Raw genomic sequence first — 24,345 nt, forward strand, 5'->3', positions numbered from 1 at the left:
TTTCTCCCTATTCTTTGTCGTTTTTCACTAAAACTTCATCAATCATGCCATACTCTTTTGCTTCTGCAGCACTCATAAAGTTATCACGATCTGTATCTTGTTCAACTGTTTCAATGCTTTGCCCGGTATTTTTTGCCAATATTGCATTGAGCTCTTTTTTCATGCGAAGAATCTCTTCTGCCTGAATTGCGATATCAGTTGCCTGACCCTGCGCACCGCCTAAAGGCTGGTGTATCATAATTCTTGCATGAGGGAGTGCATAGCGTTTGCCTTTTTCACCACTCGAGAGCAAGAATGCACCCATGGACGCAGCCTGTCCGATACAGATAGTGGCCACATGCGGACGAATATAGTTCATCGTATCAAAAATAGCCATTCCCGCAGTTACAACTCCGCCGGGAGAGTTAATATAAAAATAGATGTCTTTTTCAGGATCTTCTGCTTCAAGAAACAAAAACTGTGCAACTATAGTAGAGGCCACAGCATCATTTACCTCTCCGCTGAGCATAACAATTCTGTCTTTTAAAAGACGGGAAAAAATATCATAAGAACGCTCACCGCGTCCTGTTTTTTCCACTACATAAGGAATATAGCTCATGGCTTACGCTTCTGACTTTTCATTCAAGAGAGCAGTCAACACTTTGTCTTCCACCATTGACATTTGAATTGCCGGAAGATAGCCTGCCTCTTTATAATGCTCATAAGCCTTTTGAGGATCTTGACCCATTTGCATTGCTTCATAGTAAATAGTCTGCATAACTTCCTGCTCTTCTACTTTTATACCCATTTCCTGCGCCAATGCGTCTATAATAAATGTCGCTTTGACGCTTTTTATTGCATCATCGCGAAAACTTTCACGAAGCTCGTTGAGTTTTTCAGGGTTTTCACGCAGTTCTTTAATTTCATCTTCACTCATCTGCGATGCTTTTTTGTTGACAGCCATATCAATTTCCTGATCAACAACAAATTCAGGTAAATCAAAATCAATTTTTTCTACTAAAGTCTCAAGCAGCTTTGGTTTTAGTTCGTCATTATAAAGTTTTGCAAGTTTTTCCTGCTCAAGTGCTTTTTTTACTTCTTCTTTTAATTTTTCCAAAGTTGCATCTTCTTCACCGGGAAGCAGTTTTTTTGCAAGCTCATCATCTATAACAACCTCATCTTTTACTTTAACACCGTTTACTTTTACTTTAAATTCGGCATCTTTTCCTGCAAGTGTGTCTGAACCGTAGTTTTCAGGAAAAGTCACATTGATTGTAACTTCTTCATCTCTTTTTACACCAATCAACTGATCTTCAAATCCCGGGATAAACTGTCCCGAACCGAGTTTAAGCTCAAAATTCTCTGCAGCACCGCCTTCAAAAGCTTTTCCGTCTATAAAACCTTCAAAGTCAATAACAGCAGTATCACCCTCTTTCATTTTACGGTTACGCTTGATGTCAACCAAAGGCGCCTGATTTTCAGCGATTTCTTTAATTCTCTCTTCAACCTCTTCATCTGTCACTTCAGGTTTTTCAAAATCAGGAACAAAAGATTTTACATTCTCCAAATTTATTTCAGGACGCATAGCTACTTTTACGGCTACCTCAATCTTATCATCACTTTTTTCAAATTTAGAAATGGTCGGCTCACCAATCAAAGATACACTGTCAATGTTTAACTCTGTCAAGCCTTTTGCAAGCACTTCACGAAGTGCTTCCGCCTCAGCATCTTCAACAAGTTTTTCACCGTATTGCTTTTTGATAATAGCAACAGGAACTTTCCCTTTACGGAAACCTTGAACATTCGCAGTTTTAGAGAGTTGTTTCGCAATTTTTTCTGTCTTTTCATTCAGCTCATCTCTTGAGATTGTTGCTTCAATTTGAGCATTTGCACCATTAATTTTGTTTGCTTTGATTTCCATCAATTTCCTTTTATCTGTATTATATACACCATTATTTTGGGCAATCATACCAAAAATGTGCTTTTTTTGCGATTAATTTTTGCATAAATTTGGTTTGAAATTTAAAATAAGCAGCCATAAAACGGCAAAATCTATCATCACATCTGCAAAATTGAAAACAGCAAAATTAAATCCACAGTGCCAATAGACCATATCTACAACACCCTCATGAACAAATCTGTCATAAATATTGGAAAATGCCCCTCCAAGAAGTATTCCTGCGGGTAAAGCGTAACATAGCTTTTTGAGGTATAGTACATATGCCAAAACACCACTTACAAGCAAAAGCTGAATATACTTTAAATACTCGTTCAAAAATGCAAACATTGAAAATGCAACACCCTTGTTGTAAACAAGTATCAGATCTATACACTCAGTATAGTAACGAAAGCCCTCAACAAAGAGACTTTTAATATTTTGATCGATGATAAATACACCTGCGAGACTAAAGAGCAATATCGCTGAGAGGCGTAACATTTTATTACTGTTATTCATTGAGCACTTTTTTAAAAAATTCTACTATTTCATTCATTTTTTCATTCATGATATCAGCCTCTTTACATTCCAAAAGAACCCGCAGTTTATTTTCTGTCCCTGAATAGCGAATCAAATGCCGTATTCCTTTCGCTTCTAAAGCAAGCAACTTTTCATCCAAAGAAGCTATTTCGCTTAAAGGCTTTTTTTTCTTTACATGTAAGTTCACAAGTTTTTGCGGATATAAAGGGAATGGCCGTAAAAGCTCTGAAGCTTTTTTATTTTTATCAATCAATAAAGCAAGCACCTGAAGTGTTGCTACAAGTCCGTCTCCGGTTTTTGCGAAATCACTAAATATAATATGTCCGCTTTGTTCCCCGCCAAAGTTAATTCCCTGCTTTTTCATAATTTCCAAAACATGTTTGTCTCCGACATCTGATCGAAAAAGTTTCAAACCATTTTCTGACATGTAATCTTCAAGCCCCTGATTACTCATAACGGTAGTTACTACTCCTCCACCTTTAAGCTTGTTTTGCTCATGGAGGTAAACGCCAAGTGCTCCCAGAAGATGGTCACCATCTACTGCTTCTCCTGTTTCATCTACGACCACAAGCCTGTCAGCATCACCGTCAAGCGCTATTCCCAGATCAGCTCTATATCTAACAACACTCTTGCATAAATCTTTTGTATGCAAAGCACCACAGTCTTCGTTAATGTTAAAACCGTTTGGTTTGTCATGCAGTACTATTACCTCAGCACCAAGTTCTTCCAAAACAGTCGGGCCTACTTTATAAGCTGCACCGTTTGCCGTGTCAAGCACTATACGCATTCCCTGCAATGTCATATGCACAGGAAAAGAGTTCTTCAGTTGTACTATATATCGTCCTATGACATCATCAATACGCTTTGCCTTGCCTATTGCTTTTCCCGTGACTTGTGACTTGTTTATAAGCTTTTCGTTAAAATAGATGTTTTCTATCTCTATTTCTGTCTCACATGAAAATTTATCTCCGTGTGCGTTAAAAAACTTAATCCCGTTATCTTCAAAAGAGTTGTGTGAAGCCGAAATCATAATCCCGGCATCACAGCGCATATTTTCTGTAATGTATGCTATGGCCGGTGTAGGCATAGGACCAACCTGAATGACATCATACCCAATAGCCGTCAATCCGCTCACAATAGCATTCTCTATCATGTAGCCGCTTCTGCGTGTATCTTTTCCTACAAGTATTTTATTGGTCACTGCCGATGATTTCAAATAAATCCCCGCAGCCATAGCCACTTTCATAGCAACCGAAGCGCTTAAAAAAGAACCTGCCTCACCTCTTACGCCGTCTGTACCAAATAGTTTCATATACTATATTTCCTCTGCTTTTCTCACAAAATATTATAATTTCAGGGCTGTAGTTTACATAAAGAGATGAAGGAAGAGACTCAGACCAACGGGAGGATTTGCTCTCTTCTTTTAGCTCTTTATGTAAACGGTAACCAAGACTTTGTGCATTTTACCACCCTTTAACTTAATTTTAATTATTTTTAAGGTAATATTTCGCACTTAAATTCCAAAAAGGACTCATTAAATGGCAAATCACAAGTCATCAATTAAGAGAATTCGCCAGACACTCGTTCGTACTGAACGTAATCGTTTCTACAGAACTCGTCTTAAAAATATCGTAAAAGCAGTTAGTTCAGCAGTTGAAGCTGGTAACAAAGAAGAAGCACAGGCAGCATTTAAAGTTGCAAACCAGCAAATTCACAAATTTGTAAGCAAAGGTATCTTAAAAAAAGAGACTGCTGCAAGAAAAGTAAGCCGTCTACACAAATCTGTAAACGCAATATAAGGCTAGCAACAAATGTTAGCAGATAAACTTACACCGTTTATCAACCGCTATAACGAACTTAGCGAACTGCTAAGTTCACCTGACATCACTTCTGACATCAAACGGATGACAGAACTTTCCAAAGAACAGTCTTCCCTTTTACCGATCGTTGAAAAAACAAAAGAGTACAAAGCGCTTTTAGAAGAAATCAGTGACTCAAAAGAGATGCTCTCAGACCCGGAAATGGGTGATATGGCAAAAGAAGAACTTAAAGAGCTTGAACCACAGGTCTCCGTTTTGGAAGAAGAGATAAAAATGCTCCTTCTTCCAAAAGACCCGAATGATGACAGAAATATCATCGTAGAACTTCGTGCCGGTGCCGGTGGAGATGAAGCGGCAATCTTTGTCGGAGACCTGTTTGATGCCTATACACGCTATGCAGATTTAAAAGGCTGGAAAATAGAACTGATGAGTACTTCTCCTTCAGATGCAGGCGGATACAAAGAGGTTATAGCCCTTATCAAAGGGGAACAGGTTTACAGCAGGTTGAAATACGAAGGCGGTACACACAGAGTACAACGCGTACCACAGACAGAAAGTCAGGGTCGTGTGCATACTTCGGCTATTACCGTTGCAGTTATGGCTGAGGTTGATGATGTTGAAATTGAGATTAACGAGAATGATCTAAAAATTGATGTGATGCGTTCGTCAGGTTGTGGAGGGCAGTCTGTCAACACTACCGACTCCGCTGTTCGCATTACGCACCTGCCGACAGGCCTTGTTGTCACAAACCAGGATCAAAAATCACAGCATAAAAACAGAGAAAAAGCAATGAAAGTTCTAAAAGCAAGACTTTATGATTTACAAATGCAAGAAGCTCAAGCCGAAGATGCCGCACAGCGTGCCGCACAGGTAGGTACCGGCGACAGAAGCGGAAGAATCAGAACCTATAACTATCCGCAAAACCGTATCAGTGACCATAGAATCAATTTGACTCTCTATCGGTTAAATGAAATTATGAGTGGTGGACTGCTTGATGAAATTATCGAACCACTCATAGCAGACCATCAGGCAAAAATTGTAGAAGCAGCAGGACTGTAAAAAGTCTTACGCTTCCCACTCTGTTTCAAAAGTTTTTTTCACACGCCCTTTAAAAGTGATAGTTTTATCATTAACACCCAGATAAAGTGTATCACCACTTGTCGGATAAACTTCAATATTGTTTTTCACAGCACCCTCTCTGTAGGCTCTGTAAAAGCAGGCAGCCATTCCTGTCCCACAGGCCAAAGTTTCATCTTCTACACCACGCTCATATGTTCGAACTCGTAAATTTCCGTCCTCTATATGCATTACATTTACATTTGCATTATAAACATAGCGAAGTTCACGTGCTTCTTCTGTGTCAAAATTTTCTATAGAGTCGGTATATCGTACCAAGTGCGGCACACCCGTATTTATCAGCCACCAGAAGTGTCCGCCAAATTCTATGTCAGTTTCAAGAATTTCAGGCGCTGTCAGTTCACTTGTCACCATAGCACTTTTGGGAGTATTTTCTTCGACCTCTGCGCCAATAACACCGGCTCCTGTCATAAACTGCATTTTTGCAGAGGCAAGATTATGATTATATGCATAATGTGCACATGCCCGACTACCATTTCCGCACATATCCGCATGACTTCCGTCAGAATTATAAAATTCCCATTCAAAATCATACTTTTCATGAGGCACGATGACGATCAGTCCGTCTGCTCCGATGCCCTCTTGACGATGGCATAAAGCTTTTGCAAGCTCATTGCGCTCTTGTTTTTTGTCATCATGAAATATTACAAAATCATTTCCGTTCGCACTGTATTTGCTTATTTTCATTTTTTGTATATCTCCTTTATCTTTTCTACAAATTGCTCTACCTCATTTTGCAGATGTTTGAGATTTTTTGAGTTGTCTATAATCCAGGTCGCTTTCTCTTTTTTCTTATCAATCGGCATTTGTGAAGCAATTCGCTTCAAAGACTCCTCTTTTGAGTAACCGTTACGTTTCACAAAACGCTCAAGCTGAATATCTTCAGGAGTATATACTACAACGCTCTCTTTTATAGGATAATTGGAGTTTTCAAAAAAAAGTGGAATATCTATAAGGTAGGGGAATTGAAATTCATCCTGCTTTTCACTGCGCTTTTGTATTTCAGCCTGTATTTTAGGATGCAGATACTCTTCAAGTGTTTTTTTCGCTGCAGGATGAGAAAAAATATAACTTCCTAACTTTGTTCTGTCTACTTTTGTACCGTTTACATACTCACTTCCAAAAGTTTCTCTCACCCATTCTACAGAGTCATCGAGAATTTCATGCGAAATCGTATCTGCATCAATAACCCGCATTCCGTTAAGTGCCAAAAGCGAGGCTACCGTACTTTTTCCCGTAGCAATACCCCCTGTCAGCGCAATAGCATACTCATAAGCCATTAGTTTTTAATAATGCCCAAATACTCTTTTCGAATATTATTTCCCGTAGCAAAAGCAGCAGGGTGAATATCGCAGTTGTAATACTCTAAACCGTCAAGCAGGTCTGATCTTTGCAAAATGATATCTGCTGTGGGATGATACTCTTTTGATGCTAAAAGAGCAGTTTTGCCATTGCCCAGGTTGTATGGCATGATGATTTTTGCGTACTTTCCTAAAATCTGCATGATTTTTTTGTTTTCTGCAACATCATCCAAAGACGGATGCAGCGTTACCAAAAGACCTTCTTCGTTCAATACACGGTTAAAATGTGCCAGCACAGCAGCGTCAGTATCAAGCTCTGAAATCACTACATCATACTTGTCATCAGCTACTTCACGAAGTAGATTAATATCTGCCGAAATTACATCACAGTTAATATCATCATATTTATACTTTTGTATCTCTTGCACAAAACCTGCCGAGTTTGAACTGATGATCAAAACATTGTTTGGTTCTTTATGTGTACACAATGGTACATGTACCATCATTTCGTTATATATAAAATCTTTCATTCTTAAATTCCTGTTGTGGGTCCTGCCCGTAGATTAATTAAAAGCGATTTTAGCATATTTGGATTAATTTTACTTAATATCGCTATAATTACATAATATTTATAAAAACTTAAAGGTATAAAATGGATTATAACAAAATTAGAAAGTTTTGCAGGGTGTTTCGCATTGCACTTGGTCTTGCTCTCATTATTGCAGGCTTAATCACAGGCATAGTATGGTTCTATCTTGGACTTATTCCTCTCATTGCGGGCTTGACTAACTTCTGTCCACTTTGTATCATTTCAAAAAAATGTGATTTACCTCAAGATTCGGAGTCTAAATAATGAGTAAAATTTCATATAAAGATGCAGGTGTAGATATAGATGCAGGCAATAGTTTTGTAGAAAATATAAAACCTCTTGTAAAAAGTACAAAAGTGCCTGGTGTACTTGGTGGTATCGGCTCTTTTGCCGGTGCTTTTGAACTGCCAAAAGGTTTTAAAGAACCTGTAATGCTTGCTGCGACTGACGGTGTCGGCACAAAACTAAAACTGGCAATTGACAGCGGTATACACAATACTGTCGGTATTGATTTGGTTGCAATGTGTGTCAATGATCTCATCTGCAACTTTGGAACACCGAGTTTCTTTCTTGATTACTATGCCACGGGAAAACTTGACGTCAATGTTGCTACAAATGTCGTTGCAGGCATAGCAGAAGGATGTAAACGTAGTGAATGTGCCCTTATAGGCGGCGAAACAGCAGAAATGCCTGGAATGTACTCTGAAGATGATTATGATTTGGCAGGTTTTGCCGTAGGTATTGCCGAAAAATCTGAAATGGACAGAGTAAGCCTTGTTCGTGCTGGTCATAAACTTATAGCGTTGCCAAGCTCAGGTTTACACTCAAATGGTTTTTCACTTGCAAGAAAAGTGCTCTTTGAAAAAATGAAACTTAACTTTGATGACGACTTTAACGGCAAGCCGCTGATAAAAACTCTCTTAGAACCGACAAATATCTATGTAAAAACATTTAAAGCACTCAAAAATGAAATAGTAGCTATGGCACACATCACAGGCGGAGGCATCGTAGAAAATTTACCTCGTGTACTACCTGAAAATTTAATGGCAGAAGTACAACGCGATGCCATCAAAGTACTGCCGATATTTGAACTGATGAGTGAACATATAGCGAGAGATGAAATGTTTAGAGCATTCAACATGGGTGTAGGCATGATACTTGTCGTTGAAGAAGCAAATGTAGAAAAAGTACTCAATACTGCACAAGACTCCTACCTCATAGGAGAAATAAAAGAAGGCAAACGCGAAGCCAAGTTAGTATAGCTTTTTTCACTTTTTAAACCAGTATGCTTTCCTCGGAATCGGTACTTCAGTGCCGACTCATGCAACTTTTTCCAGCCCGTACTGAAGTACAGATTCTGAGAAGCCGTTGAGTTTAATGGAATTGAAGTTTTGCATTGGGTACTAATTCTCAAATATATACAAACACATCAGAAAATAAGATTAAAAAAAGCCAAACATAGTAGAAGGAAAAAAGGAAAAAGAACCACCGCCAAAAGGCGATGTGAAAAAAGAATTATTAATTTTCTTTTTCTAGAAATTATAGTTAAGTTGTACACTTACACCATCTTGAGAGTGTTTTGTTGTAATATCTTGAGCTGCAAAGTTTTTATAAGTATTTGTTACTTCAGGTGCATATGTATATGCTACATCTACTGATGCTTTATTACTTATATCATAAGAAGCACCAATTGCATAGTGAGATTCAACAATACCTGGAAAGCCAAGTAAATTAAATGTATTTACTGTACCTGGCTGTAGCCCAGCACTATTTGGAATATCAGTTGCAGGATTCACAACGGTTTTTTCACTGATAGGACTTGATGCATAATTATAACCTAAACGCACTGCCCAACCTTTTGTATTATACTCATAACCTAAAGCAATTACATTTTGATCATCCCATTCGAAATCTTTATACCCTTTCGCATCAGACCATTTAATTTGCTTATAATCAACAGCTACAGTATGCTCACCCATATTATAACTTGCACCAATACCAATCTCAGCTGGCGTAGAAAGCTTATTATTGTTATATCCAGTTGCAGTGAAAGGGCTAACAACTGTATCAAATCCCTTATATTCCATATCAATTCTAGATTTATAAATTGCACCAAATGTAAAACCAGACATAGTATAAGCTAAGCCTATATTGTAACCAAATTTTAAATCTTGAGCAACACCCATTCCGATTGTATCTCCCGCAGCATTTGGATCTAAAGGATTAGGACTACCTGGATACTCATAATTAATGTCCAAAGAACCATATTGTAAAATTGGTGTTACAGCTACACTAAAACCATTTGTAGTATATGCTAATGGTACACCAAACTGCATCAATTGAAGATTAGTAACCATTTGCATTTGAGTGCCACCGGCTAATACAGAGTTAGCATCACGATAGTCAACACCCATACCTCCAGTTCCCCACATACCAATACCAACATAAAAATTATCATTAATCTTAGTTGCTAAAGAAACCTCTGGAATTACATTTAAATTAGCATCACTGTCAAATGATGAAGCACCAAAACCAATATTATTTTCATTTTTTACATTTGGCATAAAAATTGTACCACCAAACGAAATCTCAGTCCCTTTCACAGAAGTAATTAAAGCAGGATTAGAAAGAGCAGATTCTGCACCATGACTTATACCAATACTCGTTCCTGCCATACCACGAGATTTTGCACCCGTACCGATTAATGTTGCACCATTTGTTGCAAATGCAGAAGTTGCACCTAAAGCTAATGCAGCTACTACTGCTAATTTAATTGTTTTTTTCATTTTCTCTCCTTAAGAGTATGTCAAATTTTTGAGATAGCCAAAGCTATTTCGACTGAAAGTATTATATGAGATAAAAAATTAATTGCATCTTAAGAAGAGAGACATAAGTATTATAAAAACTTATAGGTTTAATCATTACAGTTCATTTTATAATAAAAATCACTGAGGAACATAATAAAAAATTATAAAAATGGAAGAAATAGAGAAAATATCAGCTGTATTAATAGTAAATATCACTATAAGACAAAAAAGATAAAAATCTAGATATGTGATAAAAAAATAACAATGTGCATATTTGTAACATTTATATCACATATTAAAATATATAAGTATTGTACAAAAGAAATGTAAAAATAAAGTAAATAGAAATATACCGAAGAAAAATTTTATAAATTGATTAAAAATTTGATAGTTTTTGAAGTAAAAATCTGATCAACTAGGCAGCGACCTACATTCCCACAAGTGAAACCTGCAGTATTATCAGCGATGAGAGGCTTAGCTTCTGGGTTCGGAATGGGGGCCAGGCGTTTCCCTCTCTCTATAGCCACCTAGACAAGATCAGATATAAAGACATGAGTTACATGTATTTATATCTAATCTCATAAGGATCAGTTGAGTGAGTAATGAGTAAAAACTCATTAAGTTAAAATTGGTAAAATCAACAACAGTTAAATTAAATAACCTGACAAATCTTTCTCTTATTTAATGTGTTTATTAATCTGCTTCGTAAGAAGCTAGCTTTAGTCGCCTCAGCGGCGCAAGCGAGTAAAAGGGACAAGTTCCTTTTACGGACTAACAAATATATACACTAAATAAGGTAGTGAAGCAATTGTGTTCACTTAAGAACTTGGTAAAAAGACAAACGTACTATTAGTACTGGTCAGCTAAACACATTACTGTGCGTACACATCCAGCCTATCAAGCTTGTAGTCTTCAAGCGTACTTCAGGGAACGTTCATCTTGGAGTTGGCTTCCCGCTTAGATGCTTTCAGCGGTTATCTCATCCGTGCGTAGCTACCCAGCTATGCCCTTGGCAGGACAACTGGTGCACCAGTGGCACGTCCAACCCGGTCCTCTCGTACTAGGGTCAGCTCTCCTCAACGTTCCTACGCCCACGGAAGATAGGGACCGAACTGTCTCACGACGTTCTGAACCCAGCTCGCGTACCGCTTTAAATGGCGAACAGCCATACCCTTGGGACCTGCTCCAGCCCCAGGATGCGATGAGCCGACATCGAGGTGCCAAACCTCCCCGTCGATGTGAGCTCTTGGGGGAGATCAGCCTGTTATCCCCGGCGTACCTTTTATCCTTTGAGCGATGGCCCTTCCACACAGAACCACCGGATCACTATGACCGTCTTTCGACTCTGCTCGACTTGTATGTCTCACAGTCAGTCCGGCTTATGCCATTATACTCTACGAAGGATTTCCAACCCTTCTGAGCCGAACTTTGTAAGCCTCCGTTACTTTTTAGGAGGCGACCGCCCCAGTCAAACTACCCACCAGACATTGTCCTCGCACGGGATAACCGTACGGAGTTAGCTATCAGAATATTCAAGGGTGGTATCTCAAGGATGCCTCCCCTGGAACTGGCGTCCCAGGTTCAACGGCTCCCACCTATCCTGCACATGAATATCCCAATAGCAGTGTCAAGCTATAGTAAAGGTGCACGGGGTCTTTCCGTCTTTCCGCGGGTAGGAGGAATTTTCACCTCCACTACAATTTCACTGGATCCCTTGTTGAGACAGCTCCCATCTCGTTACGCCATTCATGCAGGTCGGTATTTAACCGACAAGGAATTTCGCTACCTTAGGACCGTTATAGTTACGGCCGCCGTTTACTCGGGCTTCAATTCATGCCTTCGCTAATGCTAAGCAATCCTTTTAACCTTCGAGCACCGGGCAGGCGTCACACCCTATACATCCACTTACGTGTTAGCAGAGTGCTGTGTTTTTGGTAAACAGTCGGGAGGGACTCTTTGCTGCGACCTATAAGTGCTTTGAGAAGCAAGTTCTCTAACACTACAGGCACACCTTATACCGAAGATACGGTGCTAGTTTGCAGAGTTCCTTAACAAGGGTTCATCCACGCGCCTTAGAATACTCATCTCACCCACCTGTGTCGGTTTACGGTACGGGCAACATTACATCTCGTTTAGAGGCTTTTCTCGGCACGACAGTATCAAGGGTTCTGGTCGCTCTCCGAAAAGATTGACCAGCCTGTCAGATCTCGGTCGCTTGACACACGGATTTGCCTATGTGTCGACCTACGTCCTTCGAGCCACAATTTCCATCAGTGACCCCCTTTAACTCTATGCGTCCCCCCATCACTCAAACGATGTAATGTCGGTATCGGAATATTAACCGATTTGCCATCGTCTACCCCTTTCGGACTCGACTTAGGTCCCGACTAACCCTACGATGACGAGCATCGCGTAGGAAACCTTGGGTTTACGGCGAAGAAGATTCTCACTTCTTTTCTCGCTACTCATGCCTGCATGCTCACTTCCATCCGCTCCAGTACTCCTTACCGGTATACCTTCAGCGCTGAATGGAACGCTCTCCTACCACTTACAGTAAACTGTAAATCTAAAGCTTCGGTGTTTATCTTAGCCCCGTTATATTTTCGGCGCAGAATCGCTAGACCAGTGAGCTGTTACGCTTTCTTTAAAGGATGGCTGCTTCTAAGCCAACCTCCTGGTTGTCACAGCAACTCCACATCCTTTTCCACTTAGATAAAACTTTGGGACCTTAGCTGTTAGTCTGGGTTGTTCCCCTCTCGACATAGGATTTTATCACCCTACGCCTGACTCCCGAGGTTACACGTATAGTATTCGGAGTTTGATAGGGTTTGGTACCGCGGTAAGCAGCCCTAGCCCTGTCAGTGCTCTACCCCTATACGCTAATGCTCGAGGCTATACCTAAATATATTTCGGAGAGAACCAGCTATCACTGAGTTTGATTGGCCTTTCACCCCTATCCACAAGTCATCCCAAGAATTTTCAACTTCTACGGGTTCGGTCCTCCACTGGCTCTTACACCAGCTTCAACCTGCTCATGGATAGATCACTCAGTTTCGGGTCTGCAGCATCTGACTATGTCGCCCTATTAAGACTCGCTTTCGCTACGGCTTCTCGTTCGATTAACCTTGCCAGATACCACAACTCGCAGGCTCATTATGCAAAAGGCAGTCCGTCACACTTATTTAATAGTGCTCCGAATGATTGTAAGCCATAGGTTTCAGGTTCTATTTCACTCCGCTCACCGCGGTCCTTTTCACCTTTCCCTCACGGTACTTGTTCGCTATCGGTCTAGTAGTAGTATTTAGGGTTGGAGGGTGGTCCCCCCATATTCAGTCAAGATAACACGTGTCCCGACCTACTCGTTCCATACCTTAGTTCCACACATATGTTTTCGCTTACGGGAGTATCACCCTCTATGCTCATCCTTTCCAGAATGTTCTGCTAACAAATGTGCTAAATGTATGCGCCCTATTCCAATTTCGCTCGCCGCTACTCTCGGAATCTCGTTTGATTTCTCTTCCTCTAGGTACTGAGATGTTTCACTTCCCTAGGTTCGCCCCACCCGAAGGTGGTAACGTGATTCGCACCACGTTGGGTCGCCCCATTCAGAAATTCCCGGATCAAAGCTTCTTGGCAGCTCCCCGAGACTTTTCGCAGCCTAGTACGTCTTTCATCGCCTCTACTAGCCAAGGCATCCACCTATGGCCCTTAATATCTTTTTATGTTATTAGCACGCAATCTGAACAAAGTCCAGATTACTACGTTAGACACTAGGTCACTAAAGTACAAAAAAGCTTTCGGCTTTTTCATAAAAAAGTTCTCTAATCTCCAACTAACTAATTATTCTATGTTGCGTTCACTACCTTATTTAATGTACTAATACACTAAACAAGATGAATGATCTGTTATTGTAGTTATTTAATTTATAATAAATCTCTTTATTATAGTTGTTGACTTTAACAATTGTAATTTAATGAACAAGACTAATATAAATAAAAGTCTAATTTAAATTCTAAACACTTAGAACTTAAATTAAATTTTTACTTTTAGTAATGGTGGGCCTAGGAGGACTTGAACCTCCGACCTCACCCTTATCAGGGGTGCACTCTAACCAGCTGAGCTATAGGCCCGGATAAGTAATATAATACACAGATCACTGAAAACTAAGCAAGTAAGACTTAGAAGATGACCAATAAACTATTTCTCTTGTGAGATTTTCTTGTGTTGAGCCAATCAAACGAATGATTGCTCTTTACTCTAGAAAGGAGGTGATCCAACCGCAGGTTCTCCTACGGTTACCTTGTTACGACTTCACCCCAGTCGCTAATTCCACCGTAAGCGGTAGCCCCCCGAAGGTTGGCTTCCCGATTTCGGGTGAAATCAACTCCCATGGTGTGACGGGCGGTGAGTACAAGACCCGGGAACGTATTCACCGTAGCATTGCTGATCTACGATTACTAGTGATTCCAGCTTCATGGAGTCGAGTTGCAGACTCCAATCCGAACTGAGAGACGCTTTAAGTGATTAGCTCCACCTCGCGGTATCGCAACACTCTGTACGCCCCATTGTAGCACGTGTGTAGCCCTAGCCATAAGGGCCATGATGACTTGACGTCGTCCTCACCTTCCTCCTCCTTACGAAGGCAGTCTCCTTAGAGTGCTCAGCTTAACCTGCTAGCAACTAAGGACGAGGGTTGCGCTCGTTGCGGGACTTAACCCAACATCTCACGACACGAGCTGACGACAGCCGTGCAGCACCTGTTTTCGAGCTCCCCGAAGGGCACCCCGCCATCTCTGGCAGGTTCTCTCAATGTCAAGGCTAGGTAAGGTTCTTCGCGTATCTTCGAATTAAACCACATGCTCCACCACTTGTGCGGGTCCCCGTCTATTCCTTTGAGTTTTAATCTTGCGACCGTACTCCCCAGGCGGTTCACTTAATCTGTTAAGTGCATCACCGCCCTGACTAGCAGAGCGACGACTAGTGAACATCGTTTAGGGCGTGGACTACCAGGGTATCTAATCCTGTTTGCTCCCCACGCTTTCACGCCTTAGCGTCAGTTATGTTCCAGGAGATCGCCTTCGCTTTCGGTATTCCTAGTGATATCTACGGATTTTACCCCTACACCACTAATTCCATCTCCCCCTCCCATACTCTAGGTCGGCAGTTTCAAATGCAGTTCTACAGTTAAGCTGTAGGATTTCACATCTGACTTGCCAACCCGCCTACGCGTCCTTTACGCCCAGTGATTCCGAATAACGCTTGCACCCTCCGTATTACCGCGGCTGCTGGCACGGAGTTAGCCGGTGCTTATTCATATGCTACCGTCATTTTCTTGACATATAAAAGGAGTTTACACACCGAAATGCGTCATCCTCCACGCGGCGTTGCTGCATCAGGGTTTCCCCCATTGTGCAATATTCCTCACTGCTGCCTCCCGTAGGAGTCTGGTCCGTGTCTCAGTACCAGTGTGGCGGATCATCCTCTCAAACCCGCTACCCGTCATCGTCTTGGTAGTCTCTTACACTACCAACTAACTGATGGGATATAGACCGATCCCTTGGCGGAATCCATTTCCCGACTACTCTTATGAGCAGAAGGAGTATCCGGTATTAATCATCGTTTCCAATGGCTATCCCGGTCCAAGGGGCACATTATCTATATATTACTCACCCGTGCGCCACTCGTCAGCATAGTAGCAAGCTACTATCTGTTACCGTTCGACTTGCATGTGTTAAGCACGCCGCCAGCGTTCATTCTGAGCCAGGATCAAACTCTCCATAATTGGTCGGTGTCGGAAGTAATTCCGTCACCTACGCTAACGCTTGGTTTCGCTCAGCGCGAGGCTCGAAGCACTGCTGCTTCTTGTCTTTTGCTTATTGAACTCTACTTTACTATTAACTTTTATGAAAAGATAAATAAATTTAATTACTGATCTTTTGCCCAAGATTATTAAATCATTGGCTTTGTTATTTTAAGTCTTAATAAAACTGCTTAAGGTCTTATTACTAGACTGTATAGTTATCTATTACTATTAAGGGAACCATTCAGGTAAACCTGTATGGATTTCAAAATAGAATAGACGGTTGTTGTTTATTAGTTATTTCTAAGTAATTTATCTCTTTAACTCTAAAGTTAAAAAGTCTCTTACTTGCTTAGTTTTCAATGATCTCAAACATATTCAGCGGCTTCAACTCGAAGTCTCTTTAGGCCTTTTAAACAAGGTCTCTCTGTTTGTGGATGGGAATTATAGGAGATTTTGACTTTAATGTCAATAGTATTTGAGAGAAATTTTAAATTTCTTTTGGGTCTGTTTCGTTTAGAATTAGTTTTGCTTATTTTAGTATAGTTTGTTCACTGATATATATTATAGTGTAAGCATTCTTCTTCTCTTATGTTGCCTTCCATTAACTTTTTATCTATAGAATTCACTAAAATAAAAAAATATCTTATGGATAGATATTGAAAAAGGAAAAAATTATGGGACTATATGATCGTGATTACGCAAGAGGTAATACTTATGCTTCACATGTAGAGAGTCGCAGCGAAGCGCAGATAGTCTCTTTTGTAAAAGAGACATATAAGCTTTTCGCTGCATCAATGCTTGCAGGAGCTGCTGGAGCTTATGTAGGTGTGCCTTTGGCTGCAAGTATTTCAGGTTTGATCTGGCCGCTCTTCTTTTTGGAAATCGGTCTTTTAATCGGGTTACAGTTTGTAAAAAACAAACCAGGTATCAATCTGCTTGTAATGTTTGCTTTTGTCTTTGTGACAGGACTTACAACAGCACCGTTATTGGCTTATACACTTGGAATGAACGGTGGTGGCGCAATAGTCGGTAATGCTTTTGCAATGACAGCTGTAGTATTTGGTGCAATGAGCTTTTTTGCTATAAAAAGCACAAAGGATTTTACAGGATACGGAAAACCTTTAATGATTGCTCTTTTTGTAATCATCGGATTTTCAATAATAAACATATTTCTTGGTAATCCGATGTTTCAAATTATCATTGCCGGAGCAGTAGTCATACTCTTTAGCATTCTGGTAATTTATGATACGCAAAATATTATGAAAGGAGCGTACCAAACTCCTATTGACGGTGCCATTGCACTCTATTTAGACTTTTTAAATATCTTTATAGCACTGTTACAACTTTTTGGTATCTTTGGAAATGAAGACTAACTCTCTTTCACCCGAACTTTTTCGGGTGATTGATGCCAACATAAACCGCCTCAAAGAAGGCATACGCGTTGTTGAAGATATACTTCGATATAAAGACAACAACAAAGAACTCTCCTCCAGACTCAAATCACTCCGACACAAAGCACAGATTCAAGAAACAAAAGAGCTGCTTAAAAACAGAGACAGCATAAATGATGTCTTGCGACCCTCTACAAAAAGTGAACAAAACCGTTCTTCACTTGAAGATATTCTGACTGCCAACTTTAAACGTGCGCAGGAATCTGCCAGGGTTTTAGAAGAGTTGTTTAAGCTAGACAACATAGACTACAGTGAAAATTTTAAAACTCTGCGTTATGAACTCTATACTTTAGAAAAAGAAGTTCTGCTCAATAGATAAAGGCTACTTCAAACTCCAAATAGCTTAGGGGATACTCCTGCATCAGTTTTTTCATCTCTTTGTAGCTTAAAACATTGCGGGAGGCACTGACTCCGCTCTTTTTTATATAACGGAACATATCTCTCACATTATCAAAGTCCAGCTTATACCGTACTACTTCAAATCGGGCATTAAAATACTTTCTTTGCAGAGACTCAAGTTTACATGTATCTATAAGCAGTGGTTCCAATCCTGCTGTTACATGTAAGGTTTTAAATGTATTTGCCGTAAAAACTGCGAGTGCAACAGGGGTATGAAAAGCTTGCAGTTGTTGGAATGTTTTTTCCATATCATCTGCCCATTGCAATGCCGAAGCAGAGAAAATATAATCAAAATTGTATTCTCTGAGCATTTCAAAAAGATTTACATCATTAAAGTTTCCGTAAATGCACTCTATCTTTTGAGACTTTGGATGCAATTCCAACATTCCCGGAGCAAAATCAACCGCCATCAGTTTATCATACTGCCAATTTATTTTTCTTGCCAAAGTGCCGCTTCCGCAACCAAGGTCCAAAATATTTTTTGGTTGTGAGGTGATCAGAGAGAGGAGTTTATCCGCCACTTTTTGCTGAATAACATTATAGGAACCATAATGCATTGCATACTTGGAAAATTCAGAACTTATCTTCATCTGTTCTCTATCATTTCTTGTTTATTATCAGTGAAACAATAAAAATAACTATAATTGAGAGTACTATAGTAGCCCCGGAAGGTAAAGAATAGTAGTAGGAAAGACTCATCCCAAATATAACACTGAAAAGGGCAAAAAAGAGTGAAATAAGCATTGTACTTCTAAAGCCCACTCTGTACTGCAAGGCAGCAACAGTCGGAATCACCATCAAAGCTCCGATAAGCAGACTTCCCACAACCCGAATCGAAAGTGCAATAATAACAGCCACTACGGTAACAAGTAAAAAGTTTAAAAACTTTACTTTGATACCGCTTGTTTGAGCCACTTCTTCGTCATAAGCAATAAAATAAAGTTCTTTTGAAAAAAGCAGTAAAAAGAGTAAAGAGAGACTCCCCACCGTGACTATTGTCATTACATCCTCATTTGTCACCGATAAAATAGAACCAAACAGATAAGAAAAAAGAGAGTTGTTAAAAGCACCGCCCAAAGAGACAATAATCACAGCAATTGCCAGTGAACCTGAAAGGATTATAGCCAATATGGCGTCGCTGTAAAGTGAAAATGCACTTCGCAGATATTCTATCAACCATGCCGAAGCAATCGCAACACCAACAGCAACCCATAAAGGATTATATCCTGCCACAAGTCCTACAGCAACCCCGACAAGCGCCGAATGTGCCAGAGTCTCGCTCATAAGAGAGTAACGGCGAAGCACTACAAAATTTCCGCTTACAGAAGCCAGCACGGCTATAAAAAGTCCTGCAACAAAGGCTCTTTGCATAAAATCATATTCAAACATTTCAAACATAGGAATCCTTAATGCTCATGCTTATGGTGATGAAGTGCATGAGCATCTATGCCGTACAAATCACTCACCTCTTCACAAGAAAGCATCTTTTTTGGGTCATTACAAATTGTCGCTTTTTGGTTTATCGTGAATAAACGTCCGATATCATCAGCTATAACACCGATATCATGCGTGATAAACAAAATGGTTATCTTTTCTTCTTTATTCAACTTTGCCAACAATGTGTAAAATCTTTGCTGAGACACCATATCTACACCGGTATTTGGTTCGTCAAGAATCAGAATTTTTGGGCAAGAGGCCAGAGCTCTTGCTATCATGACCCGTTGACGCTGACCACCCGAGAGTGTACCAACCATTTTATCTCTTAAATTAAGAATATCCATTTTTATCATGGCATCTTCTACCATCTCTTTATCTTCTCTGCTGATGCCGGCCAGTATTCCTCTTTTTGCGATACGTCCCATTTTTACAATATCTTCAACAGTCGCCGGAAAGTTTTCGTCTACGAGCGTTGCGCGCTGTGGCACATAGCCTATTTTATACCACTCTTTAAACTCTTTTAGCTTTTTGCCAAATATCCTGATTTCCCCGGATGTAGGCTGTTCGAGCCCAAGCAGCATACGAATAAGTGTTGTTTTTCCACCACCGTTTGGTCCGATAATGGCGATGTATTCTCCCTCGAAAATTTCAAAGGAAATATCCTGGAGGATTGTCTGCCCACGAACAATAAAATTAAGCTTTTTTACATCAAAGATGGGAACTTTGAATTTCATCTGCACATAAGCGCCTTTGAAAGTTTTTTAAGATTTTTTTGCATAATTGTCCGGTATGTCATACCCGCCTTGGCTTCATCTGCTGTGATATTGCCCAAAGGCTGAAAAACATCAACAGTGATATTGGCGTCCTTTGCTATTGTTTTGGTTACCTTGTCATTTACAAAATTTTCATAAAAAATTGTCTGTATGCCTTTTTTGCGTATATCCTGAAAAACTCTTTTCATTGCTTTGGCACTCGGCTGGGCTTCAGGAGAGAGTCCCGTCAATGATTCCACTCCAAATCCGTACCTGTCTGCAACATAGCCAAGAGCATTATGTGTAACAACAACACTTTTTTGCCTACAGTTTGCAAGTCTTTGTTTGTATTCCTGCTCAAGTCCATCCAACATCTTTATATAACTGTCTCTGTTTTTGATGTAAAATTCTTTATATTGAGGCTGCAGTGCAATAAGCTCTTTTGTTATTACTTTTGCGGCTTTTTTCATATTGTCAAAATCAAGCCAGTAGTGAGGGTCTACGCCTTCATGATGGTGATGCCCGGCATGTTCCTCTTCTTCGTTTTCATCCGTATCTGCAAGTTCCCGTAATTTTACATACCTGCTGATATTTACAGCTTTTTGTTTAAATGCAAATCCGTGCACCCATGGTTCCAATCCCGCGCCGCTGTAAAAAACCAAGGCACTTTTTTCTATATTGCCCATAAGCTTGGGAGTTGGCTCAAAACTGTGAGGGTCAACACCAAAAGGCAAAATATTAACGACATCAAGAGTATCACCTGCAATATGCTTTGCAATGTCATAAAGGGCAAATGTGGTTACCCCGACTATCGGTTTTGTATTTGTTTGAGGTTTTTTTTCATTTTCTATAACAAGAAACAGACTTGCCATAAGCAAAATAAGAATCAATGCAATAATTTTTATATTTTTCACTGCCCACCCTTCGAAATAATTTTTATTTAATAATTAGACTTCTTGCAAAACCCAGATATACCTCAGAGGGTAAACAAGTAGTAACCTAGCACAAAAAGAAGAGCTTTACTCTGCGTTAGATAACCCCAACCGTAGCTACAGCTACGCTTGAGAACATCTGCCTTGATTAAAACTCTTCTTTTTGTGCTGAGGCATATCTGGGTTTTGCAAGAAGTCTATTGTAATTATACCCTCTTTTTTAGAGTTTGATAATATAAGGTTTTTTAGATATAATTCTCCACTTTATAATTTAGGAAAATATATGACAACCAGTCTTTTACTTATAATTCAAATCGTCTTGGTCATCATCTTGGTCATAGCTGTGCTGTTGCAAAAAAGCTCAAGTATAGGCCTTGGTGCTTACAGTGGTTCAAATGAATCAGTTTTTGGTGCAAAAGGACCAAGCAGTTTCTTGGCAAAAACGACATTTACCATCGGCTTTTTGTTTGTTGTCAATACCATTACACTGGGATACATGTATTCTCAGTCTGCACAGTCTTCTGTGATAGACGAAATGGTTCCGACAACAAATGTCGCTGCTCCTGCAGTACCGGCGGCTTCGACTGCAAAACCGGAAACACCAAAAAAATAATCTTTTCAAGGAGAAAAACAGAATGTTGAACGAAATATTTAATGAATGTGAAACAAAAATGCAAGGCAGCATTGAACATATGCAAAGAGATTTCAAAACGCTTAGAACAGGTAAGGTCACAACTGCCGTACTGGACAATGTAAAAATTGACTATTACGGTACGCCTACACCTCTTGATCAGGTGGGTTCTGTTTTGGCAACCGATGCCACAACAATTGTCATTAATCCTTGGGAGAAAAATCTTTTATCAGATATCGAATCTGCCATCAATGCGGCCAATATCGGCGTAAATCCTAATAATGACGGAGAACAGATTAAACTTTTCTTTCCTGCCATGACAGTGGAGCAGCGTCAGGAATCTGTAAAAAAAATGAAAACTATGGGTGAAAATGCCAAAGTATCCATCAGAAATGACAGACGTGATGCCAACGACAAAATCAAAAAGCTTGAAAAAGAAAAAGAGATTACGCAGGATGAATCAAAATCCGCTCAGGACAATGTACAAAAGATTACAGACAAATATATCTCCAAAGTTGACAGCATCTTAAAAGAGAAAGAAGCTGAAATACTAAAGGTCTGATTCGTGGACATAAAAAAAATATATATGGATGCCGATGCTCTTTTAGAGGGACATTTCAAACTGAGCTCCGGCAATCATTCACAATTTTATCTTCAGTCTGCAAAAGTCCTGGAAGACCCTAAAACAGCAAAACTTTTAGCAGATGAACTTGCCAAGCAGATTAAAGCGAGCGGCCTGCAGGTTGATACTGTCTGCGCTCCGGCTCTTGGTGGTTTGATTGCAGGTTTTGCGCTTGCTACGGCACTTGATGTAAGAAGTATATTTGCTGAGCGGGTTGACGGCAAGATGACTGTTCGCCGTGGTTTTGAAATAAAACCGGGCGAAAAAGTTTTAATGTGTGAGGATATCATAACAACCGGTGGAAGTGCTATGGAAGCAGCAGCCGTTGTCAAAGAACTCGGCGGTGAAATAGTGGGTGTTGCGGCACTGGCCAACCGTGGCTTTTGCCACAGAGAGGGCAGTGATCTGCAGACAAAACCAAACTGCAAACTGCCTCAGGACATTCCGTTTTTTGCACTTGCGGATTTCACCTTTGAAATGTACGCACCCGATGCCTGTCCTCTTTGCAAAGACGGCAGCCAAGCCATTAAACCTGGCTCACGAGGAAACTAGTTTAATGACTGCTAGCGATATTTGAGCTGGCAGGTTAACATTCTCTCAACCAAAACACGTGCCACCTCTACTTTTCCATCGACTATATTTGTTATCTTGAGATCTGAAAGCTTCTCTTTTTCTTCCAGCGAGACCACTTTTACAATCAGATTTGCATTTCTTGAATGATTGAGTACCGCTTCGCATATAAGACGTTTCTTCGCTATATTGTCCAGTGTCACAATAATTGCAGCCGCTTTTTCGATATGAAGCGCTTGCAAAATAGCTGTTTTGGAGGCATCTCCGAGATAGGCTTCTCTTCCTTCTTCCAGTGCTTCTTGCACATGTTTGTTTGAATTGTCAATGATAACATAGGGAACATCAAGTTCTTCAAGATACTGTGTCACAAATTTACCGACCACGCTGTATCCGCACACAACCACATGATTTTCTCGTCCTTTGAGTGCAGACATATCTGTAACGATATCTTTTTCTTTTATCAGCCTGGTGGTTATAGCATTAATGAAAGGAACAAAAAACGGTGTCACTATCATGGAAAAAATCACTATCAGAACCAACAAAGAAGCCAACTGCTCATCAATAATGTGTCCTGATGCTGCGAGTGCAAAAATCACAAATGAAAATTCGCCTACCTGAGAAAGGAAAAGCGCCGTTTTTAAGGAAGTTGCACTGCTTGAGCTTAACCGTAAAACCAAAAACATAAGAAGCGACTTTATAATAAAAATCAATAAAAACAGACCGATAATAAGCCCGATATTGTCAAGGAACAAGAAGATATCAATTTTCATACCGACAACAACAAAGAAGGTTCCCAAAAGAATATCTTTAAACGGTGCGATATCTGATTCTACCTTATGATGGTATTTCGTTTCGGCGATAATCATACCGGCCACAAATGCGCCTAAAGAGTAGGTAAAACCCATATAGTAGGCAAAAAGAGAAGATGCCATGACGATAAAGAGTACAGACCCCATAAAGAGTTCGTCTACCTCTGACGAGGATGAAAAATGCAGCAGCCAGGCAACGACTCTCTTGCCGAATGTAAACATTACAGCGATGACAACAGAAACACTCAAAAGCGTATGCCATAAAATGACAAAAATTTTCTGATCTCCCTCTTTGCTTAAAAAGCTTATCAAAATTAAAATAGGAATTACTGCAATATCCTGAAAAATCAGTATCCCTGTTGCATTCTGCCCGTACGGAGTATAAATCTCTTTGGAACTTTTTAAATATGTCAGCACGATTGCGGTTGATGAGAGCGAAAACGCCAGTGCTATAATTATGGATGATTTTGGTCCCAGAGCAAAAATATAATGTGCCAGAAGGTAAGTTACAACGGTAGTCAAGCCGACCTGTAAAAATCCGTTGGCAAAAATCTCTCTTTTCATCGAACCCATTTTTGCCAAAGATATTTCAAGCCCTATGGTAAACATCAAAAATACAATACCGAACTCCCCTGCCATCTCCAGAGCATGCGAATGACTGGCTTTATGCAGATCAAAACCATAGGCAATAAGTGTACCGGTAAGAATATAGCCTATAATCTGCGATATACCTATTTTTTTCAAAAAAATATTAATGACTATTGAGAGTCCAAGAGCGATTATTATATAGACTAAAACATTTTGCATAGTGTTACTTTCATAATTTAATA

General features: G+C 40.0%; 22 protein-coding genes, 1 tRNA gene and 3 rRNA genes. 9 read left to right on the forward strand and 17 right to left on the reverse strand.

From position 1 onward, the window contains the following. Positions 1-7: 7 nt before the first annotated feature. The 4 genes from clpP to glmM form a co-directional block, all read right to left on the reverse strand. Entirely contained in the window at positions 8-598 is a 591-nt protein-coding gene (gene clpP / locus FJR45_RS12100; RefSeq protein WP_193150750.1) for an ATP-dependent Clp endopeptidase proteolytic subunit ClpP, read from the reverse strand. Between the two features lie 3 nt (positions 599-601). Continuing rightward, positions 602-1,900 (reverse strand): trigger factor, encoded by a 1,299-nt coding sequence (gene tig, locus FJR45_RS12105; protein ID WP_193150751.1) that lies wholly within the window; start codon positions 1,898-1,900, stop codon positions 602-604. Between the two features lie 72 nt (positions 1,901-1,972). Then, entirely contained in the window at positions 1,973-2,434 is a 462-nt protein-coding gene (lspA, locus tag FJR45_RS12110) for a signal peptidase II (protein WP_193150752.1), read from the reverse strand. Further along, the gene (gene glmM / locus FJR45_RS12115; RefSeq protein WP_193150753.1) at positions 2,427-3,767 is read right to left on the reverse strand and encodes a phosphoglucosamine mutase; all 1,341 of its coding nucleotides are present in this window, start codon (positions 3,765-3,767) and stop codon (positions 2,427-2,429) included. Before glmM ends, lspA begins: the two co-directional genes overlap by 8 nt. A 226-nt stretch (positions 3,768-3,993) precedes the next feature. Between glmM and rpsT the strand changes: the two genes are divergently transcribed. Both rpsT and prfA read left to right on the forward strand, forming a co-directional pair. Then, entirely contained in the window at positions 3,994-4,254 is a 261-nt protein-coding gene (rpsT, locus tag FJR45_RS12120) for a 30S ribosomal protein S20 (protein ID WP_151899280.1), read from the forward strand. A 12-nt stretch (positions 4,255-4,266) separates the two neighbouring features. After that, positions 4,267-5,334 (forward strand): peptide chain release factor 1, encoded by a 1,068-nt coding sequence (prfA, locus tag FJR45_RS12125; protein ID WP_193150754.1) that lies wholly within the window; start codon positions 4,267-4,269, stop codon positions 5,332-5,334. Between the two features lie 6 nt (positions 5,335-5,340). Here the strand turns inward: prfA and dapF are convergent, their stop codons facing one another. Genes dapF through FJR45_RS12140 form a run of 3 tightly spaced genes read right to left on the reverse strand, consistent with a single transcriptional unit; the run spans position 5,341 to position 7,243 of the window. Next, positions 5,341-6,099 (reverse strand): diaminopimelate epimerase, encoded by a 759-nt coding sequence (gene dapF / locus FJR45_RS12130; protein WP_193150755.1) that lies wholly within the window; start codon positions 6,097-6,099, stop codon positions 5,341-5,343. Continuing rightward, positions 6,096-6,692 (reverse strand): dephospho-CoA kinase, encoded by a 597-nt coding sequence (gene coaE / locus FJR45_RS12135; RefSeq protein WP_193150756.1) that lies wholly within the window; start codon positions 6,690-6,692, stop codon positions 6,096-6,098. The genes dapF and coaE overlap by 4 nt, the downstream gene beginning before the upstream one ends. Further along, on the reverse strand, positions 6,692-7,243 hold the full coding sequence (locus FJR45_RS12140) for a spermine/spermidine synthase domain-containing protein (RefSeq protein WP_193150757.1): 552 nt from the start codon (positions 7,241-7,243) through the stop codon (positions 6,692-6,694). Before FJR45_RS12140 ends, coaE begins: the two co-directional genes overlap by 1 nt. Positions 7,244-7,365: 122 nt before the next feature. Here FJR45_RS12140 and FJR45_RS12145 point away from each other — a divergent pair, with 122 nt between their 5' ends. Together FJR45_RS12145 and purM are read left to right on the forward strand one after the other, a co-directional pair. Continuing rightward, complete coding sequence (locus FJR45_RS12145) at positions 7,366-7,566, forward strand: YgaP family membrane protein (protein ID WP_151899275.1); 201 nt, start codon at positions 7,366-7,368, stop codon at positions 7,564-7,566. Beyond that, positions 7,566-8,564, forward strand: a complete 999-nt coding sequence (gene purM / locus FJR45_RS12150; protein WP_193150758.1) for a phosphoribosylformylglycinamidine cyclo-ligase — start codon at positions 7,566-7,568, stop codon at positions 8,562-8,564. Before FJR45_RS12145 ends, purM begins: the two co-directional genes overlap by 1 nt. Before the next feature lie 270 nt (positions 8,565-8,834). Here purM and FJR45_RS12155 read toward each other — a convergent pair whose 3' ends face one another. The 5 genes from FJR45_RS12155 to FJR45_RS12175 all read right to left on the reverse strand — a co-directional run bounded on the left by FJR45_RS12155 (position 8,835) and on the right by FJR45_RS12175 (position 15,891). Beyond that, positions 8,835-10,088, reverse strand: coding sequence for an OmpP1/FadL family transporter (locus tag FJR45_RS12155; RefSeq protein ID WP_193150759.1), 1,254 nt, complete (start codon positions 10,086-10,088; stop codon positions 8,835-8,837). Between the two features lie 435 nt (positions 10,089-10,523). Further along, positions 10,524-10,640: ribosomal RNA gene (gene rrf / locus FJR45_RS12160) — 5S ribosomal RNA — on the reverse strand. A gap of 297 nt (positions 10,641-10,937) precedes the next feature. Beyond that, positions 10,938-13,831: ribosomal RNA gene (locus tag FJR45_RS12165) — 23S ribosomal RNA — on the reverse strand. 331 nt (positions 13,832-14,162) lie between these two features. Further along, positions 14,163-14,239: transfer RNA gene (locus tag FJR45_RS12170), tRNA-Ile, on the reverse strand. Positions 14,240-14,370: 131 nt separating this feature from the next. Beyond that, a 16S ribosomal RNA gene (locus tag FJR45_RS12175) occupies positions 14,371-15,891 on the reverse strand. Together the 16S, 23S and 5S rRNA genes with 1 tRNA gene alongside form the textbook arrangement of a ribosomal RNA operon. 695 nt (positions 15,892-16,586) lie before the next feature. On the opposite strand from FJR45_RS12175, the gene FJR45_RS12180 reads away from it, so the two are divergent. Together FJR45_RS12180 and FJR45_RS12185 are read left to right on the forward strand one after the other, a co-directional pair. Beyond that, entirely contained in the window at positions 16,587-17,285 is a 699-nt protein-coding gene (locus FJR45_RS12180; RefSeq protein ID WP_193150760.1) for a Bax inhibitor-1/YccA family protein, read from the forward strand. After that, on the forward strand, positions 17,275-17,682 hold the full coding sequence (locus tag FJR45_RS12185) for a thiamine-phosphate pyrophosphorylase (protein ID WP_193150761.1): 408 nt from the start codon (positions 17,275-17,277) through the stop codon (positions 17,680-17,682). Before FJR45_RS12180 ends, FJR45_RS12185 begins: the two co-directional genes overlap by 11 nt. Here FJR45_RS12185 and FJR45_RS12190 read toward each other — a convergent pair. Genes FJR45_RS12190 through FJR45_RS12205 form a run of 4 tightly spaced genes read right to left on the reverse strand, consistent with a single transcriptional unit; the run spans position 17,672 to position 20,865 of the window. Then, positions 17,672-18,352, reverse strand: a complete 681-nt coding sequence (locus tag FJR45_RS12190; protein ID WP_193150762.1) for a methyltransferase domain-containing protein — start codon at positions 18,350-18,352, stop codon at positions 17,672-17,674. The genes FJR45_RS12185 and FJR45_RS12190 overlap by 11 nt on opposite strands. Positions 18,353-18,362: 10 nt before the next feature. Continuing rightward, positions 18,363-19,160: a metal ABC transporter permease gene (locus FJR45_RS12195; protein WP_193150763.1), complete on the reverse strand. Its 798-nt coding sequence runs from the start codon at positions 19,158-19,160 to the stop codon at positions 18,363-18,365. 8 nt (positions 19,161-19,168) lie between these two features. Then, on the reverse strand, positions 19,169-19,933 hold the full coding sequence (locus FJR45_RS12200; RefSeq protein WP_193150764.1) for a metal ABC transporter ATP-binding protein: 765 nt from the start codon (positions 19,931-19,933) through the stop codon (positions 19,169-19,171). Continuing rightward, entirely contained in the window at positions 19,930-20,865 is a 936-nt protein-coding gene (locus FJR45_RS12205; protein ID WP_193150765.1) for a metal ABC transporter substrate-binding protein, read from the reverse strand. The genes FJR45_RS12200 and FJR45_RS12205 overlap by 4 nt, the downstream gene beginning before the upstream one ends. 301 nt (positions 20,866-21,166) lie before the next feature. Here FJR45_RS12205 and secG point away from each other — a divergent pair, with 301 nt between their 5' ends. The 3 genes from secG to pyrE are packed head-to-tail and all read left to right on the forward strand — an operon-like array spanning position 21,167 to position 22,688. Continuing rightward, a complete protein-coding gene (gene secG / locus FJR45_RS12210; RefSeq protein ID WP_193150766.1) occupies positions 21,167-21,496 on the forward strand; it encodes a preprotein translocase subunit SecG in 330 nt (109 codons plus the stop codon). A gap of 22 nt (positions 21,497-21,518) precedes the next feature. Beyond that, a complete protein-coding gene (gene frr, locus FJR45_RS12215) occupies positions 21,519-22,076 on the forward strand; it encodes a ribosome recycling factor (RefSeq protein WP_193150767.1) in 558 nt (185 codons plus the stop codon). 3 nt (positions 22,077-22,079) lie between these two features. Continuing rightward, on the forward strand, positions 22,080-22,688 hold the full coding sequence (gene pyrE / locus FJR45_RS12220) for an orotate phosphoribosyltransferase (RefSeq protein ID WP_193150768.1): 609 nt from the start codon (positions 22,080-22,082) through the stop codon (positions 22,686-22,688). Between the two features lie 11 nt (positions 22,689-22,699). On the opposite strand, the gene FJR45_RS12225 is transcribed toward pyrE, so the two are convergent. Then, positions 22,700-24,322: a cation:proton antiporter gene (locus FJR45_RS12225; protein WP_193150769.1), complete on the reverse strand. Its 1,623-nt coding sequence runs from the start codon at positions 24,320-24,322 to the stop codon at positions 22,700-22,702. Between the last annotated feature and the right edge of the window lie 23 nt (positions 24,323-24,345).

The organism is Sulfurimonas sediminis, assembly GCF_014905115.1.
GTDB classification, from domain to species: domain Bacteria; phylum Campylobacterota; class Campylobacteria; order Campylobacterales; family Sulfurimonadaceae; genus Sulfurimonas; species Sulfurimonas sediminis.

What these genes read in the sequence shown, in the direction of transcription:
- FJR45_RS12180 (WP_193150760.1), top strand. Translation starts at nt 16,587, where the DNA reads ATGGGACTATATGATCGTGATTACGCAAGAGGTAATACTTATGCTTCA.
- lspA (WP_193150752.1), bottom strand. Translation starts at nt 2,434, where the DNA reads ATGAATAACAGTAATAAAATGTTACGCCTCTCAGCGATATTGCTCTTT.
- purM (WP_193150758.1), top strand. Translation starts at nt 7,566, where the DNA reads ATGAGTAAAATTTCATATAAAGATGCAGGTGTAGATATAGATGCAGGC.
- tig (WP_193150751.1), bottom strand. Translation starts at nt 1,900, where the DNA reads ATGGAAATCAAAGCAAACAAAATTAATGGTGCAAATGCTCAAATTGAA.
- FJR45_RS12185 (WP_193150761.1), top strand. Translation starts at nt 17,275, where the DNA reads ATGAAGACTAACTCTCTTTCACCCGAACTTTTTCGGGTGATTGATGCC.
- FJR45_RS12190 (WP_193150762.1), bottom strand. Translation starts at nt 18,352, where the DNA reads ATGAAGATAAGTTCTGAATTTTCCAAGTATGCAATGCATTATGGTTCC.
- secG (WP_193150766.1), top strand. Translation starts at nt 21,167, where the DNA reads ATGACAACCAGTCTTTTACTTATAATTCAAATCGTCTTGGTCATCATC.
- FJR45_RS12145 (WP_151899275.1), top strand. Translation starts at nt 7,366, where the DNA reads ATGGATTATAACAAAATTAGAAAGTTTTGCAGGGTGTTTCGCATTGCA.
- FJR45_RS12200 (WP_193150764.1), bottom strand. Translation starts at nt 19,933, where the DNA reads ATGAAATTCAAAGTTCCCATCTTTGATGTAAAAAAGCTTAATTTTATT.
- rpsT (WP_151899280.1), top strand. Translation starts at nt 3,994, where the DNA reads ATGGCAAATCACAAGTCATCAATTAAGAGAATTCGCCAGACACTCGTT.
- coaE (WP_193150756.1), bottom strand. Translation starts at nt 6,692, where the DNA reads ATGGCTTATGAGTATGCTATTGCGCTGACAGGGGGTATTGCTACGGGA.
- dapF (WP_193150755.1), bottom strand. Translation starts at nt 6,099, where the DNA reads ATGAAAATAAGCAAATACAGTGCGAACGGAAATGATTTTGTAATATTT.
- prfA (WP_193150754.1), top strand. Translation starts at nt 4,267, where the DNA reads ATGTTAGCAGATAAACTTACACCGTTTATCAACCGCTATAACGAACTT.
- frr (WP_193150767.1), top strand. Translation starts at nt 21,519, where the DNA reads ATGTTGAACGAAATATTTAATGAATGTGAAACAAAAATGCAAGGCAGC.
- FJR45_RS12140 (WP_193150757.1), bottom strand. Translation starts at nt 7,243, where the DNA reads ATGAAAGATTTTATATATAACGAAATGATGGTACATGTACCATTGTGT.
- glmM (WP_193150753.1), bottom strand. Translation starts at nt 3,767, where the DNA reads ATGAAACTATTTGGTACAGACGGCGTAAGAGGTGAGGCAGGTTCTTTT.
- FJR45_RS12225 (WP_193150769.1), bottom strand. Translation starts at nt 24,322, where the DNA reads ATGCAAAATGTTTTAGTCTATATAATAATCGCTCTTGGACTCTCAATA.
- clpP (WP_193150750.1), bottom strand. Translation starts at nt 598, where the DNA reads ATGAGCTATATTCCTTATGTAGTGGAAAAAACAGGACGCGGTGAGCGT.
- FJR45_RS12155 (WP_193150759.1), bottom strand. Translation starts at nt 10,088, where the DNA reads ATGAAAAAAACAATTAAATTAGCAGTAGTAGCTGCATTAGCTTTAGGT.
- FJR45_RS12195 (WP_193150763.1), bottom strand. Translation starts at nt 19,160, where the DNA reads ATGTTTGAAATGTTTGAATATGATTTTATGCAAAGAGCCTTTGTTGCA.